Origin of the sequence: Flavobacterium xueshanense (assembly GCF_900112975.1) — a bacterium.
Classification (GTDB): domain Bacteria; phylum Bacteroidota; class Bacteroidia; order Flavobacteriales; family Flavobacteriaceae; genus Flavobacterium; species Flavobacterium xueshanense.
On record NZ_FONQ01000001.1, the window covers coordinates 278,951 to 295,187 of the forward strand.

The following is a 16,237-nucleotide window of genomic DNA, read 5'->3' on the forward strand; positions in this document are numbered from 1 at the left end:
AAATCCGTTCAGATAATAATTTGAACGGATTTTTTTTAAATCAAAAATGCATACTATAATGAAGCGTGCTGCTATTTGTGAAATGAATGTAGACTACTTAATTATAATCCCCTATTTTTGTGGATAGAAGGAATCATTTTTGCCTAAATTATAAATCTAAAGACGATCAAATTATGCTAAAAACAATTTTAAAAATTATTGGAGTCCTGATTATCCTATTCTTAGTTGCTTTATTTGCTATTCCTTACTTTTTTGAGGATCAGATAAAAGCTAAAATTGCCGAAGCTATCAATGAAAAAGTGGATGCAAAAGTTACTTTTTCGGATGTTGATTTAAGTTTAATCAAAAGTTTTCCCAGTGCGAATGTTTCTTTAGATCAATTAGTAATTATAAATAAAGCACCTTTTGAAGGCGATACTCTGATATCATTAGGTGAAGTAGATCTGAAAATGTCCATCAAAGAATTATTCAAAGGTAAAGAGGAAGCCATCAATATTGATGGAATTACTTCAAAAAATGGATTAATCAATATCATTTTCAATAAAAACGGAATCGGGAATTACGACATCGCAATAAAAAATAAAGAAAATGAAAAGGGCGGCAAAAGCGAACCTTTATCATTGAAGATAAAGAATTATAAAATTGAGAATTACAAGTTTCGCTACTTTGACGAAAAATCTAAAATCAAAATGGTTATTGACAGCATTAATCATGAAGGCGTAGGAGATTTTGCAGCACAAAAACTGGATTTAGTTACCAAGTCAACTGCCAAAATTACGTTGGACATCAACAAAGTCAATTACATGAAAGATATTGCCTTGACGCTGGACGCAGTTCTAGGAATTGATTTAGAAAAAAGTAAATACACCTTCAAAGAAAACAAGGCATTAATCAATCAATTACCGTTGGAATTTGATGGATTTATTCAAATGGTGGAGGCTGGTCAACAGTATGATTTGAAATTTAAAACGCCTACCTCTTCTTTCAAAAACTTCTTAGGAATTATTCCTGCAGTGTATGCCGCGAGTTTAGACAACGTTAAAACAACCGGGGATTTTACTGTAATGGGTTTTGCAAAAGGCTTCTATACTGATACAACGGTGCCAAAATTTAATGTTGAAATTACATCCAATAACGCTTCCTTTAAGTATCCTAACTTACCGAAAACAGTTCAAAATATCATTATTGACACTAAAATCATCAACGAAACAGGAATTCTAAATGACACGTATGTCAATTTGGACAAGCTCTCTTTCAAAATTGACCAAGATGTTTTCAATGCTAAAGCCAACATCCGCAACATAACAAAAAATGCAATTGTTGATGCCGTTTTAAAAGGAACTATCAATTTAGCCAATCTTTCTAAGGCCTATCCTATAAAGTTATACAAACCATTGACGGGGATTTTAAATGCTGATGTCACTACTAAATTTGATATGGAATCGGTGGAAAAAAGTCAATATCAAAATATCAACAATGCAGGAACGATAAGTTTGTCTGGTTTCAACTACGTGGACGAAAACGGCAAAACAATGAATATCAGCAATGCGCTGGTTCAATTTAATCCTAGTCAGGTCAATTTGAAAGAGTTGAATGCAACCACAGGAAAAAGTGACATTAGTGTAACGGGAGTTTTAGAGAATTTTTACGGTTTTATATTTAGAAACCAAGAATTGAAAGGAAACTTCAATATGAATTCTAAACAATTAGCCGTTGATGATTTTATGACAACTGGTGAAACTACTAAAGTTGGGACTAAAAAAGCAGACGCAATGAAGATTCCTGCTTTTTTAAATTGTACGCTTACCGCAAAAGCAACTACAGTTCTATATGATAATCTGACTCTTAAAGATGTTTCGGGAAAACTCATCGTGAAAGACGAAAAAGTGACTTTAGAAAATGTAAAAACATCGATTTTTGGAGGAACAATTGGCGTAAATGGTGCTGTTTCCACAAAAGGAAAAACGCCGGTATTCAATATGGATTTGAAACTAAATCAAGTCGATATTGCACAATCGTTCACCCAATTAAATATGCTAAAAAAAATTGCACCAATCGCCGGAATAATCAATGGAAAATTAAATTCAAGTATCAAATTGAATGGAAATCTGGATGCAACAGAATTAACTCCTGACCTAGAAACGCTAACCGGAGATTTATTAGGACAACTGCTTTCAACGACAGTCAATTCGACCAATTCGACTTTACTGACCGCTCTAGGTTCTAATTTGAAATTTATTGATGTGAGTAAAATTAATTTGAATGATTTGAAAGCGGCAATCACGTTCAAAGATGGAAAAGTAAATGTAAAACCATTTGATATTAAATACAAAGACATCAAAGCAACTGTTGGAGGAATGCATGGTTTTGACCAAAGCATGAATTACAACCTAAAATTTGATGTTCCCGCTAAGTATTTGGGTTCAGAGATGAATGCTTTAATCGCAAAATTATCTGCTGCCGATGCTGCAAAATTAGAAAGCTTTCCGATAAATGCTGTATTAGTGGGTAATTTTACGAATCCAAAAATCACAACCGACATCAATAGTGCGGTGACTAAATTGACTACTCAATTAGTAAACCAACAAAAAGACAGATTAGTAAAACAAGGAACTTCGGCTTTGACGGATTATATCAATAAAAATAAGAAACCCAGTGACACCACGAATGCGGCTACTCCCGCAACAAAAGAAGAGGTAAGAGCTAAGGCTACAGAATTACTAAATGGATTGTTTAATAAGAAAAGTAAAGCGGTAGATACGATAAAAGTAAACTAAAGCAACTTTACAAAAAATAATAAAGAGGAATTTTACTTGAGTGAATTCCTCTTTTTTTTGGCCAGTAACATTTGTTTGTGGTTTGTAATTATGCCCGCATGATGTTGTTGCGTAGCTGTACTTGCGCAAAGGATGGTAGCGGCATCCTTTTATGAAGCGCAGCGGAGTAAAAGATACAGCGGACAGCCTGACCTTTTTTTTAAAATTTTTATTTTAAAAAAAAGGGTACGCCCAAAATTGTATTACTTAAACCGCAATTGTAACCATATACCCTTCTGAACCACGGATATTAAAGACTGTTCCATCTTCAAAAAGCAAATATTGCCCTTTTACTCCGGTAAGTTTTCCTTGAAACTGAGGTGTTTTATCCAAGCTCAAACTGTTTACTTTAATTGGATACTGCAACACAGGATAATGCATTTCATATAAATCATTCTTTTGCGAATAGAAATATTCCTGAACTTGGGTCGGAATAAGATTCTCGACCTTCAATCGTTCCGCGATTAAGTCAATTTGTTCGACATTATTCGTCAGCATTTTTCTCCAATTGGTTTTATCGGCATAATGATTTTTCAGCGCCACTTCCGTAATTCCTGCTAAGTATCGATTGGGAACTTCCACAATCGAAATCGCTTGGGTTGCACCCTGATCAATCCAGCGCGTTGGCATTTGTGTTGTTCTGGTCACTCCTACTTTGACTTCGCTCGACAAAGCTAAATAGACGATATGCGGTTGCAATTGTACTTTTTCTTCATAAGCCAAATCACGATCCTGAATCCCAAGATGAGCCGTACTCAACTCTGGTTTCATAATCCAATTACCTACAGCTGGACTAGAATAGAAGCAATCATAACAAAATCCCTGACGAAATATCTTTTTCTTCTTGCCACAATTCAAACATTGGTACCCCACAAAATTGATTTCCAGTTCTTTATTCAACAACTGATTCACATTCAAAAAACTATTCTCAAAAACCAAGTAATATTGAATTGGGTTTCCAAATTCGGTTTGCATTTTTGTAAGTACACCTTCGTAAGTCATTCTATTTAAAGTTTCAAGTTTAACACTTCAAGTTAAACAAAATTTGTTATTTTTGGTAAAGTTATAATTCGTAATTCATAATTCATAATTTAAAAATGCCTCTAACCATAATCAATTCGTTTGCCTCTTGGGTATTAAAACAAAGAGTCCATCAAATCGAACTCTTCCTAAAATATCCAAATGAAGTTCAGGAAGAATTGCTTATGAATTTAATTCGGTCATCCAAAAATACTGTTACAGGCAAAGAATATGAGTATGCTTCTATACATTCCTACGCGACTTTTGCCGAAAGAATTCCTATTTCTACTTACGAAGAATTACAGCCACTGATTGAAAGAACCCGTAAAGGAGAACAAAATGTTTTTTGGGAAACACCTATAAAGTGGTTTGCAAAATCAAGCGGAACAACCAATGCCAAAAGTAAATTTATTCCGGTAAGCAATGAAGCCTTGGAAGATTGTCATTATAAAGGCAGTAAGGATTTGTTGTGCATGTATTTAAACAACAACGAAGATTCAGAACTGTTTCTTGGAAAAAGTCTGCGTCTTGGTGGAAGTTCCCAAATTTATGAGGACAACAATACGTTTTTTGGAGATTTATCCGCAATATTAATTGAAAACATGCCCATTTGGGCGGAGTTCAGCAGTACGCCAAGCAACAAGATATCCCTGATGAGCGAATGGGAAACCAAAATTGCTGCGATTATAAATGAAACGAAAAACGAAAATGTAACAAGTTTTGCCGGAGTTCCTTCTTGGATGTTGGTTTTAATGAATAAAATGCTGGAAGAAACCGGCAAAGGAAATTTATTTGAACTTTGGCCTAATTTAGAAGTATACTTTCACGGCGGCGTAAATTTTGAACCATACCGAGAACAATACAAAAAAATACTCCCGAAAAAAGAGTTTCAATATTACGAAATATACAATGCTTCTGAAGGCTTTTTTGCCATTCAGGATCTAAATAATTCCAGCGATTTACTGTTGATGTTGGATTACGGAATTTTCTATGAATTTATTCCAATGGATACTTTTGGGACACCAAATCAAAAAGTTATTCGACTGGCAGATGTGGAACTTTGCAAAAATTATGCTTTAGTAATTACCACTAATTCTGGTTTGTGGCGTTATTTGATTGGCGATACTGTTCGTTTTACGTCATTGAATCCATATCGAATTAGGGTTACAGGACGAACCAAGCATCACATCAATGTTTTTGGTGAAGAATTGATGGTCGAAAATACCGATCAGGCCATTGCCAAAGCGTGTAAACTGACCCAAACAGAAGTAGTCGATTACACTGTTGCGCCTATCTTTATGGAAGGCAAAGAAAAAGGAGCCCATGAATGGATGATTGAATTCAAAGATAATCCCGCGGATGTATCTCAATTTCAGAAAGCATTGGATGAATCCATCCAATCTTTAAATTCAGATTACGAAGCGAAACGCTACAACAACATGACATTAAATCCGCTAATAATCAATGTGGCGCGAAAAAATTTGTTTTACGATTGGTTAAAATGCAAGGACAAATTGGGTGGACAACATAAAATTCCAAGACTTTCTAACCAAAGAGATTATTTGGAACAACTGAAAAGCATGCAGTTTCAAACCGCATAAAAGACGAAAAAGATGAAAAACACCATCTACATTTTGATCACATTAATTTTTTTGAGTTCCTGCGGACCGCACAGAATGAGTTGTGGTGCCAGAGGAATTTGTAAATCTCCCGAACAACAAACTTTAGAAAAACCTCAAAAAGCGCTTATTTCTAAAGCATAAAAAAGGCTGTCCAAAAATCACTTTTTGGACAGTCTCATTATTATTCATTATTTACTCCTCCTCCATCATATCAATATGCCTGTCGTGGTAGCCTAACAAGTATAAAACACCGTCGAGACCTAAGCTGGAAATAGAACTTTCTGCTTTTTCTTTTACCGTAGGTTTGGCATGAAAAGCAATTCCTAAGCCTGCCAAATTCAACATAGGCAAATCATTGGCACCATCACCCACTGCAATAGTTTGGTTGATGTGTATTCCTTCTTTATCAGCTATGGCTTGAAGGTATTCTGCTTTCTTTTTACCATCGACAATTTCGCCGAGATAGTTGCCCGTCAGTTTACCGTCTTTAATTTCCAATTCATTGGCATGAACATAATCAATACCTAATTCTTTTTGAAGGTATTTTCCAAAAAAGGTAAAGCCTCCGGACAAAATCGCGGTTTTATAACCGTAATATTTCAAGGCCTTCATTAGGCGATGCGCTCCTTTGGTTATGGGTAGATTTTCAGCAACTGTTTGCAGCACATCCTCGCTCAAACCTTCTAACAAAGCCATACGCTGCTTGAAGCTTTCACTAAAATCGATTTCGCCATTCATTGCTGCTTCTGTGATGGCTTTTACTTGCTCACCGACACCCGCTAACTCAGCCAATTCATCAATCACTTCCGTTTGAATCAAGGTCGAATCCATATCAAAACACACCAAACGTCTGTTTCTGCGATACATATTATCTTCTTGAAAAGAAATATCCACATCTAAAGTTCTGGAAATTTCCATAAAACTAGCGGTCATAAACGTTTTATTTACAATTGTACCTGAAACTGATAATTGTATACAAGAGCGGGGAAATTCTTCTTTATCAACAATAGAAACCCGACCCGTTAATCTTGTAATTGCGTCAATATTTAAATTTTGGTTGGATAGAATCCGAGTTACCGCTGCCAATTGTACCGCTGTTAATGTTTCACCCAAAACATTGATGGTATAGCGTTGCTTGCGTTGTCCTTTTACCCAAATTTCGTAATCTGCAATCGAGATAGGAATAAATTTAACTTTAACACCCAATTCATATGCTTTAAACAATAAATCTTTCAAAACAGGCGCAGAAGATGAACCCGCTTTTATTTCAAATAAAATACCTAAAGATAACGTGTCATGAATATCAGCCTGTCCAATATCTAAAATAATGGCATCATAATTTGCCAAGATGGATGTCAAACCAGCAGTTACACCAAGTTTGTCCTGACCAGAAACTTTTAATAAAATAACCTCAATCTCTTCTACTTGCATGCTATAATCATTTAATTTAGAATGTACAAAAATCGACAATCTGACGTTGATAAAAAAAAATAATCTTCCTTTTTTCAAACAATAACAAATAGTGTAAATTCCACATAAAAAAACCTGTTCAAATTAATAAACAGGTTTGTATTTTTAAGAAAAACGCAATTTTTATGATGCAATCTCTAAACGTTTCAATAAATTTTTATTCAACGTTTCTTTTGCATAATTTACGTCAATTTCTAATGTTTTATCATCAGAACTCGGCAATTCATACATCGCATCGGTTAAGATAGCTTCGCATAAAGAACGCAATCCACGAGCGCCTAACTTGTATTCTAATGCTTTATCAACAATAAAATCAAGGGCTTCATTGGTAATCGTGAATTCAACATCATCCATTAAAAACAATTTCTCGTATTGTTTGATTAACGCATTTTTAGGTTGTGTCAAAATCGCACGCAAGGTTTCTCTGTCTAAAGGATCCATGTGTGTCAATACTGGCAAACGACCAATAATCTCAGGAATCAATCCAAAATCTTTAATATCCTTCGGGATGATGTACTGCAACAAATTGTCTTTGTCAATATTGTCTACATTTTTTGAGGTAGAATAACCTACCGCTTGACGGTTCAATCGTTTCGAAATAATTCTTTCGATTCCATCAAAAGCACCACCGGCGATAAACAAAATGTTTTGTGTATTTACCTCAACAAATTTTTGGTCTGGGTGCTTGCGTCCTCCCTTTGGTGGCACATTCACAACCGTTCCTTCTAATAATTTCAATAATGCTTGTTGCACACCTTCCCCAGAAACGTCACGCGTAATAGAAGGATTGTCACTTTTACGTGCAATTTTATCTATTTCGTCAATGAATACAATGCCGCGTTCGGCTTTGGCTACATCATAATCAGCAGCTTGTAAAAGACGTGTCAAAATACTTTCGACATCTTCCCCCACATAACCTGCCTCAGTAAGAACTGTCGCATCAACAATCGCTAAAGGCACATCCAACATTTTTGCAATGGTTTTAGCCACCAATGTTTTTCCTGTTCCTGTTTGTCCCACCATGATGATGTTACTCTTTTCAATCTCAACCTCATCGTCTAATTGCTGTTGCATCAAACGTTTGTAGTGATTGTAAACCGCAACCGACATTACTTTTTTAGTTTGATCCTGTCCAATCACATATTGATCTAAGAAGGCTCTGATTTCTTTTGGTTTCTTCAATATCAAATCTCCAACCAGTTTTGAACTTCCGCTGGATTTTATTTCTTCAAGAACAATTCCGTGCGCTTGTTCAATACATTTATCACAGATATGTGCATTGATCCCAGCAATCAATAATTGGGTTTCTGGCTTCTTTCTTCCACAAAACGAACATTCTAATACTACTTTTGCCATTTTTATTAGTTTTCAGTCGCAGTTTGCAGTCGCAGTTACAATACTGTAAACTGCGACTGCAAACTGAATACTAAATTTATCCTCTTATTAAAACTTCATCAATCATTCCGTATGCTTTTGCTTCTTCGGCAATCATCCAATAATCACGTTCGCTATCTGTATGAACCTTATCGAAAGTTTGTCCTGAGTGCTGAGAGATAATTTTGTATAACTCATCTTTCAGTTTCAACATTTCACGTAAGTTGATTTCCATATCCGTTGCTACTCCTTGCGCTCCACCTGATGGTTGGTGAATCATTACTCTTGAATGTGGCAATGCCGAACGTTTTCCTGCCGCACCTGCACATAAAAGCACTGCTCCCATAGAAGCTGCCATTCCGGTACAAATCGTTGCTACATCTGGTTTGATGTATTGCATTGTGTCATAAATTCCTAATCCTGCGTAAACGCTTCCTCCTGGAGAATTCAAATAAATCTGAATATCCTTAGAAGCATCAGCACTTTCAAGGAACAATAACTGTGCTTGAACGATGTTTGCAATTTGGTCATCGATTCCTGTTCCAAGGAATATAATTCTGTCCATCATCAGTCTGGAGAAAACGTCTAATTGTGAAATATTCAACTGACGTTCTTCGATGATATATGGAGTCATGTTTTTAGGAGTCATTGCACCTACGATTTTATCGTAATACATCGAGTTTACGCCGTGGTCTTTTGTAGCAAATTTTTTAAATTCTTTACCGTAGTTCATATTTTTTTGTTCTAAGTTTTACGTAGTATCTTGTGGTTCGACTTAATGCAAAGGTCATACCTATTTCCAAATGATGTCAATATGTCTTGTTTTTAGCCCAGATGGGAGTAAAAAGCTTTTTGAATTCCGTTTTTTAGTTTTTTTATTCTTGCAAAGCGACTGAAAGAAGCTCTTGCAGGAATTTAAAAAACTGAAACGGAAGAAAAAACTTGTAACGTACAGCTGGATTGGCTCCCGCAACTAATTGAAACAAAAGAGCGCCAAAAAATATTTTTTCTGACGCTCAAATATAACTATTTTTTATTGTTTCGTATTTGTAATAAAATCATAAAATTTTAATAATCACTTGCGCTCTTAGGGCTTTTTACTTTCGACTTTATGACAGTACAAACTCCTATTTATTCTCCGTAAGACGCAGCAATAAATTCGTCGTAGGTTACTTCTTTAGTGGTAGGGTTTGCTTTTTCTTTGAATAAGTCCAATAGCTTCTCAGCAACAACTTGGTCCGAAAGTCTTTTCACTTCGTCTTGGTTTGACAAAACTCTAGCTACAATTCCTTGAACTTCTTCGTCAGTAGGATTTGTTTGTCCGAATTGCGCCATTTGTTGACGGATATTTTTTGTAGTGAACGTTTTCAAATCTTCAAAAGTGATTTTGATATCAGATTGAGCCATTGCTCTACCTTCGATTAATTGAAAACGCAGTCCTTTTTCAGAACGTACATATTCCACTTCAGCTTCCTCAGGAGACAATTTTTTCTCTCCTACAGTTTGCAACCATTTTTTCAAGAATTCAGCTGGCAAATCGAATTTGGTACTTTCGATTAAAAATTCCGTTACATCCCCTAATAATTTTTGGTCTGCTTGTTGTGCAAATTGAGTCTCAGCATCTTCTTTGATTTTTGCTTTCAATTCTTCTAGTGAAGAAACCGTTCCGGCTCCAAACAATTTGTCGAACAATTCTTGGTTCAATTCCGCCAATTCTGCTGTATTAATCGCTTCGATTGTGAAGTTTACATCAACCGCCAATTCGTGAACTTCATCATGACTTACTTTTAACACATCCATCAATTGATGCACGTCTTCAAATAAATCTTTTGTATTTACGGTCACAACATCTCCTACTTTTTTACCGATGAATAAATCAAAAGTCGCTTTGTCTTTGAAAAGATCAGCAGCAATAGTGGTCGCGTTATTAATTCCTTTTTCTTCGTCAGTGAATGTTCCCGTTACATCTGAATCTGCAGCAACAACCTCTTGAGGAATAGCAGTTCCAAATTGTTTTTGAATACGTTCTACCTGACCTTCAATCATTTTATCATCCGCTGAAACTACATATTTTACAATGTCATTTTTAGCTTCTAAATCCAATTCAAAGTTAGGTACCAAACCAATTTCATATTCGAAAACCAGTTCTTCAGCATCCCAAGAAAAATGCTCGTCTGCTTTAGGAAGTGGCGTTCCAAGAAGATTTAATCTTTCTGATTGTACAAAACGCTCTAAAGCCAAATCAACCACTTTTTGAATTTCTTCTTGTTTGATCGCTTTACCATATTGTTTTTCAACAAGATCTTTAGGCACCGCTCCTTTTCTAAATCCTTTAACAGTTGCCAAAGGCATTTTTTCGTTTATTCTTTTTGCTACTTGTCCTTTGTAATCCATGTGAACAACAGTCATTACAATTGTTTCATTCACAGCGTCTATTGCTACTCTTTTGATATCCATCTTCTTCTTTAATTTACATAATAAAATTGGGTTGCAAAATTATAAAATTTTTGCAACCCAAACAAGTATTTTACCATTTTGAATTTTAGGCAGTTATTTGAAAAAATAAGAGGTGAGAAAAGAAAAATAATTTGGGCGTGTCCCTCCGTAAAAACTGCGGGTCAGGCTGTGCGTTGCAAACAAAGTTCAATGAACTCCGCTAAAAATTAAAAATATTGTGAAGTAATCTTTTATTGCGCTGCGCTTCATAAAAGGATTTTCACTGCCATCCTTCACGCGGAGCTATGGTATTCAACAATATAAAGTTGTCTTGATATTTTGTAAAAAATTATTTATATATTTGAAATTAGTTAAAACGAAACAAAGTAACGCAAAGCCAACCAAAATTGGGGACCTAAACGATACTTTGTGGCGGGTGTATATAAGTTGGCAGACATTGTATCCGAAAAAAGCGTGTAAACGAAACATAAATATTGAACTTAAATTAATTATAAACAATAAATTAAAAACAAAAATGAAACTACTTAAATTAACTTTTGGCATCTTATTTTTATTAACAGTTACGAGTTGTGTAACAACATTACCTCTAAATCGACAATTTTATAACAATAAAAAAGTTGGAGTAATTTTGCAAGTTGATAGCATTGGAATGGCAAAAGCGGGTGGACAAGGATTACTAGATATGGCTTTAACTCCGGGAAATAGATTTACAGAGCCTTTGAAAAAAGTTGAACCAAAATTTAATTTGAATGAAACATTGAAATCAGAAATTACAAATATTTTAAATGCAAAAAATAAACAATTCCAATTTATTAGCGAAAAAATAGACATTCAAAGTCTAAATAAATTTGAAAAGCCAAATGCAGACAAAAAGTACAGTAAAAAAGATTTTAGAAATCTAAAAATTACAAATAGTGTAGATGAAATAATGTTTGTAAAAGTGAAATACGGAATATTAGTAAGTTACTACGGAATGATAGAATTGGACAAACAAGGATATGTGAATATTGGAACAGAAGTCGTTGATTTATCCGATAATTCTCTATTGCAACAAGAAAATTTTCAAACAGTCGCTAAAGTAAATGGTAATTGGAAAAAAGGTGAAGATTTTGAGAATCTAAAAAATTCAATCCAAGATGCAATTAATAGTTCAATAACCACTTTGAAAACAAAATTCTAAATAAAACAATGATCTGCCAACACGTGATTTTCCTATATGGCGGGTTTAGGCTTAATTTAAAGATGGTTTTGTACCTGGAAAATCAGTCATTAACCGAAAGTTTCGGCTTCCTTAATCCGCCACATTGCAAAGCACGGGAACGTCAAACTGTCTAATAAGCTTCTTTTTGAGTGCTTGCATTTTTTGTATTAAAAATCTCTCAAATTAATTGCGCAACTAGTTGATTTTTTATATATGTAAGTATGAAATTCATCAACGGAAATAAGATGGCTCAGAAATACACTAAATTTTCTCGTTAACGGATAGCGCGGTTTTGCAAACCGTGCCCATTCCAATTGGTAATTAAAACACTTAATCGGCAGGGAACAGAAGAAGTAAATCTAACAAAACTATTAAAAAAATCTGACGTGATAACGTAAAAAAGCTATGCCGTTTTAAAAATATAGCTTTTCTGACTTGTTTTATCTGACCTCGTTGGTGGGCACGGTTTGCAAAACCGCGCTATCCTTAGTGACGACATATATGATAGGTGGGGAAATTTTAAAAGCCAAATTATTAGTTGGACAAAAGAATGACCTCAACGCTACAGCGTGTTTATTGAAAAATAAATTTGTCGTTTAATCCTAATAAAACCCTCCCTTCTTTTTCACTTTAAAAGGTTTTCATATCAATTACAAACACCGTTACTTAAGAAAATGTAATGGTGTTTTTTTATTGCTACAATTTTGTATTTTGCAACAGCATTTAATTCTAAAATAAAAACATGAATACTAATCATACAGATATTATTATAATAGGAGCAGGTTTATCCGGTATAGGCGCCGCGTGTCATTTGTCACGCAAAAATCCAGACAAAAACTATATTATTTTAGAGGCAAGAGCTGAACTTGGAGGTACCTGGAGTTTGTTTCAATACCCTGGAATCCGTTCCGATTCGGATATGTATACTTTTGGCTATTCCTTTAAAACATGGGAAGATCAAAAGTCTTTCGCTGACGGACCTTCTATTTTAAAATACCTGAATGAAGCCGCAGACGAATATAAAGTGCGCGAGCATATTATCTACAATCAACGCGCTCTTTCTTATAACTTTGACACAGAAAAAAAATCATGGACGGTCACTACCGTAAATATCGTCACGCAAGAAGAATCAGTTTACATGTGCCAGTTTATCTTTAGCTGTAGCGGCTATTATAATTATAACAAAGGATACACTCCTGAATTTAAGGATCAATCCCGTTTTGAAGGTAAAATAGTCCATCCGCAAAAATGGCCTGAAAAATTAGATGTTGCCAATAAAAAAGTGGTTATAATTGGCAGCGGCGCCACTGCTGTTACCATCGTTCCGGAGCTTGCCGCCGAAGGTGCACAAGTTGTCATGCTGCAACGATCGCCAACCTATATTGCTGCTTTACCAAATAAAGACAAAATTGCTGCTCGCCTCAAAAGCCTGTTTCCAAAAAAAGTAGCCTATAGACTGATTCGTTATAAAAATATTTTCTACGCTATTGTCTTTTTTAATCTGTGCAAGTTCTTTCCGGAGGCAATGAAAAAATTCATCATAAAAGGGGCTAAAAAAGCTTTGGGTAACTTTCCCGTGGACCCTCATTTTATACCTAACTACAATCCATGGGAACAACGTTTTTGCATTGCGCCAAACGGAGATTTTTTTAGAGCCATCAGAAAAGGGAACGCATCGGTAGTTACTGACCATATCGATTGTTTTATAGCAAATGGAATTTTACTAAAATCGGGGAAGGCACTGGCCGCCGACATTATAATCACCGCAACTGGACTTGATTTAGTGGCGTTTGGAGGCGTAAAAATTCAACTAGATTCGCAACCTTTTGATGTTTCTAAATCTTTTGTCTATAAAGGCCTCATGTTAAGCGAACTGCCCAACTTCTTTATTTTTGTTGGCTATACCAATGCTTCGTGGACGTTGAAAAGTGACCTTACCAGCGAATATATATCTCGGGTTTTAAATTATTTGGACAAACACCATTATAAAGCGGTGCAGGCAAAAGTAGTCGAGACAAATTTAAAACCGGTTCCACTACTCAACCTGAATTCCGGCTACATTAACAGAGCAGCGAATACGCTTCCTAGTCAGGGAAACAAAGCACCTTGGCGTATTTACCAAAATTATGTGCTGGATTATAAAATGCTTCGCTTGGATGCCGTTAAAGACAAACGACTTACGTTTTTCAAGTAAAGAAGGTTCAAGAGTCCGGATAGTAAAGAATTGGGTATTAAAAATCCGAAAATAAATGGTATTTTAGCTCCAAGATCCTAACAAAACATAGGAACGTCATATAACATATTAATAATTTTCAAATTAAATAGATTGAAAAAATATTTAAAATATCTCATTTCACTCTTTCTGGCTTTTGGCCTGATTGCAAATGATGGTACTTTAGACTCTCAATCAAATTCAGCAGATTACTATCAATTCTCGAACGTAATTCTTAGAAGAGAATTAAACTATAAGGGTTCAAAATTATATGTGTTCAATCAGGCAAATCCGTCTGAAAAAACATCATTCCTATTTCACTTTGTTTATCTCCAATTTCAAGATAGTTATAGTCTTCAAATTACGGTTCTGCTTAAATTACAGACGTTACTTTATCAAAAAGTAAGTTCATTTACATCTGAATACATTTTTATAAATGAGATGATTACTTCCCGAAACTCCTATAAAAGTTTATACACAGCCTAGATAATTCTTTCTACGCATTTATGCAATTCCATGCATAAAGATGATACCAAATGTCTAATCATTTATCATTTACAAAATGTATAAACACAACAACAAACCACGTTTAGAGCAATCTAAACGCCCTGTTCTTTGGGTAAAAAGAAAAATCATTCTAATCATTACCGCATTTATGATCGGAATGTCAAACGGAATGAACGTGGGAGACCATACGATTAACGGAAATCAAAATCACACGGAACAACATAAAAAAGATTGATTTGATTCTTGCAAATATACTGCGCGACAGTAAATCAAAAAAGCTAGGAGTAAAACCTAGCTTTTTTCATCTTATAAAACACCAAGCTCCGCAAAGTGTTGAGTATTAGCAAACCCTAAGAACTATGAAATCGGTTTTGCAAACGCAATTTTGAGGGATAATCCCTAACTGTTTAAACTCCTCGTACAGTCGTTCCTAATGCCAAAACAACGAAACCAATAAGCAATAGTGTGAAACTATGTTCTGTTAAAACCTGCACTTTTGCAAAATGTCCGATGATTCCAAGTATACCGAAAATCAAACCTATAATCCAGGTAATTTTCTTTGGTGCTGAAGGGTTATTCATATGTATAATTTAAAGTTGTTCCGAACTTAATATGTTTCGGTAAAGTAAAAATATCATTATAAATCTGACTAAATGTAACACAATTAAAGACTATCATTACAACATTCACATATTTTTAGCAAATATGTTACACAAACGTCACTAGCCTTGTGTTTTTTTTTAAAATTATATTATAAAATACAAACACCATTAGCTCTCCAGACTTTAAACCATTTTATTGTTGATTCTATTTTACAAATCTAAAGAACAACGTGCAGTAATCTAAAAAATCAACTTCAATTTTTTAGTAAAAATGGAATAATATTTTGATTAGTATTAACACCTGTAAGTATTTAAAGCTAAGAAACAATTAGCAATTAAAATTTGAAATTCAAAACTACAATTGTTCTAGTACTTTCTTTAATCGATCTCTAATTTCTGTTGCGATTTCAACAAGTCCCTTATTTTCAACTGCCAGCATGGAAGCTGCAGGATCAACCGCAGATACTTCTATCTGGCCAGCCACTTTCTCTTGAACAATTACATTACAAGGCAACATTGTACCTATTTTATCTTCTGTCAACAAAGCTTTGTAAGCAAATAACGGGTTACAAGCGCCCAGTATGGTATAATTATAAAAGTCTACATCCAATTTTTTCTTTAAAGTCGCTTTCAAATCAATTTCTGTCAATATTCCGAATCCTTCTTTTTTGAGTGCTTCTGTAACTTTTTGAATCGCATTTTCGAAACTGTCTGTAATTGTTTTACTAAAATAATATTCCATGATTGTTTTATTTTTATAAGTTAAAATCTATTTCAATTAATTATTGAGTTCTAATTCAATATCACTTTCTTTTCCTGTATCTGTGAGCTGCCACCAATAATGCCAGTCCTAAAACGATTATTGAAAACCACCAAAAAATATGTATCCCCATAAACATGTAAGATCCCAAGTGCATTTCTCCATTATCGTTATTCAACATAATTGATATTTTAAA

13 protein-coding genes are annotated in these 16,237 nt (G+C 34.6%); 6 read left to right on the top strand and 7 right to left on the bottom strand.

What is annotated here, in order from left to right:
• The first annotated feature begins 173 nt into the window (after nt 1-173).
• Nucleotides 174-2,777: an AsmA family protein gene (locus tag BMZ76_RS01210; RefSeq protein WP_091202751.1), complete on the top strand. Its 2,604-nt coding sequence runs from the start codon at nt 174-176 to the stop codon at nt 2,775-2,777.
• Between the two features lie 246 nt (nt 2,778-3,023).
• Here BMZ76_RS01210 and BMZ76_RS01215 read toward each other — a convergent pair whose 3' ends face one another.
• The gene (locus tag BMZ76_RS01215) at nt 3,024-3,818 is read right to left on the bottom strand and encodes a DUF2797 domain-containing protein (protein WP_091202754.1); all 795 of its coding nucleotides are present in this window, start codon (nt 3,816-3,818) and stop codon (nt 3,024-3,026) included.
• A 95-nt stretch (nt 3,819-3,913) separates the two neighbouring features.
• On the opposite strand from BMZ76_RS01215, the gene BMZ76_RS01220 reads away from it, so the two are divergent.
• Together BMZ76_RS01220 and BMZ76_RS15815 are read left to right on the top strand one after the other, a co-directional pair.
• Nucleotides 3,914-5,437 (top strand): GH3 auxin-responsive promoter family protein, encoded by a 1,524-nt coding sequence (locus BMZ76_RS01220; protein ID WP_091202757.1) that lies wholly within the window; start codon nt 3,914-3,916, stop codon nt 5,435-5,437.
• Between the two features lie 12 nt (nt 5,438-5,449).
• Nucleotides 5,450-5,599, top strand: coding sequence for a hypothetical protein (locus BMZ76_RS15815; protein ID WP_167547397.1), 150 nt, complete (start codon nt 5,450-5,452; stop codon nt 5,597-5,599).
• Nucleotides 5,600-5,650: 51 nt separating this feature from the next.
• On the opposite strand, the gene serB is transcribed toward BMZ76_RS15815, so the two are convergent.
• From serB to BMZ76_RS01240, 4 genes are all read right to left on the bottom strand, one after another.
• Nucleotides 5,651-6,889: a phosphoserine phosphatase SerB gene (gene serB / locus BMZ76_RS01225; protein WP_091202759.1), complete on the bottom strand. Its 1,239-nt coding sequence runs from the start codon at nt 6,887-6,889 to the stop codon at nt 5,651-5,653.
• A 162-nt stretch (nt 6,890-7,051) separates the two neighbouring features.
• On the bottom strand, nt 7,052-8,284 hold the full coding sequence (clpX, locus tag BMZ76_RS01230; protein WP_091202762.1) for an ATP-dependent Clp protease ATP-binding subunit ClpX: 1,233 nt from the start codon (nt 8,282-8,284) through the stop codon (nt 7,052-7,054).
• Between the two features lie 76 nt (nt 8,285-8,360).
• Complete coding sequence (clpP, locus tag BMZ76_RS01235) at nt 8,361-9,035, bottom strand: ATP-dependent Clp endopeptidase proteolytic subunit ClpP (RefSeq protein WP_091202765.1); 675 nt, start codon at nt 9,033-9,035, stop codon at nt 8,361-8,363.
• Nucleotides 9,036-9,433: 398 nt separating this feature from the next.
• Complete coding sequence (locus tag BMZ76_RS01240; RefSeq protein WP_091202769.1) at nt 9,434-10,759, bottom strand: trigger factor; 1,326 nt, start codon at nt 10,757-10,759, stop codon at nt 9,434-9,436.
• Between the two features lie 340 nt (nt 10,760-11,099).
• Between BMZ76_RS01240 and BMZ76_RS01245 the strand changes: the two genes are divergently transcribed.
• From BMZ76_RS01245 to BMZ76_RS01260, 3 genes are all read left to right on the top strand, one after another.
• Nucleotides 11,100-11,939: a hypothetical protein gene (locus BMZ76_RS01245; protein WP_091202773.1), complete on the top strand. Its 840-nt coding sequence runs from the start codon at nt 11,100-11,102 to the stop codon at nt 11,937-11,939.
• Nucleotides 11,940-12,702: 763 nt separating this feature from the next.
• On the top strand, nt 12,703-14,154 hold the full coding sequence (locus tag BMZ76_RS01250) for a flavin-containing monooxygenase (RefSeq protein ID WP_091202775.1): 1,452 nt from the start codon (nt 12,703-12,705) through the stop codon (nt 14,152-14,154).
• Between the two features lie 580 nt (nt 14,155-14,734).
• A complete protein-coding gene (locus BMZ76_RS01260; protein WP_091202779.1) occupies nt 14,735-14,914 on the top strand; it encodes a hypothetical protein in 180 nt (59 codons plus the stop codon).
• 172 nt (nt 14,915-15,086) lie between these two features.
• Here BMZ76_RS01260 and BMZ76_RS15820 read toward each other — a convergent pair whose 3' ends face one another.
• Nucleotides 15,087-15,260: a hypothetical protein gene (locus BMZ76_RS15820; RefSeq protein WP_167547398.1), complete on the bottom strand. Its 174-nt coding sequence runs from the start codon at nt 15,258-15,260 to the stop codon at nt 15,087-15,089.
• A 376-nt stretch (nt 15,261-15,636) separates the two neighbouring features.
• Nucleotides 15,637-16,023, bottom strand: coding sequence for a DUF302 domain-containing protein (locus BMZ76_RS01265; protein WP_091202781.1), 387 nt, complete (start codon nt 16,021-16,023; stop codon nt 15,637-15,639).
• Nucleotides 16,024-16,237: the final 214 nt, after the last annotated feature.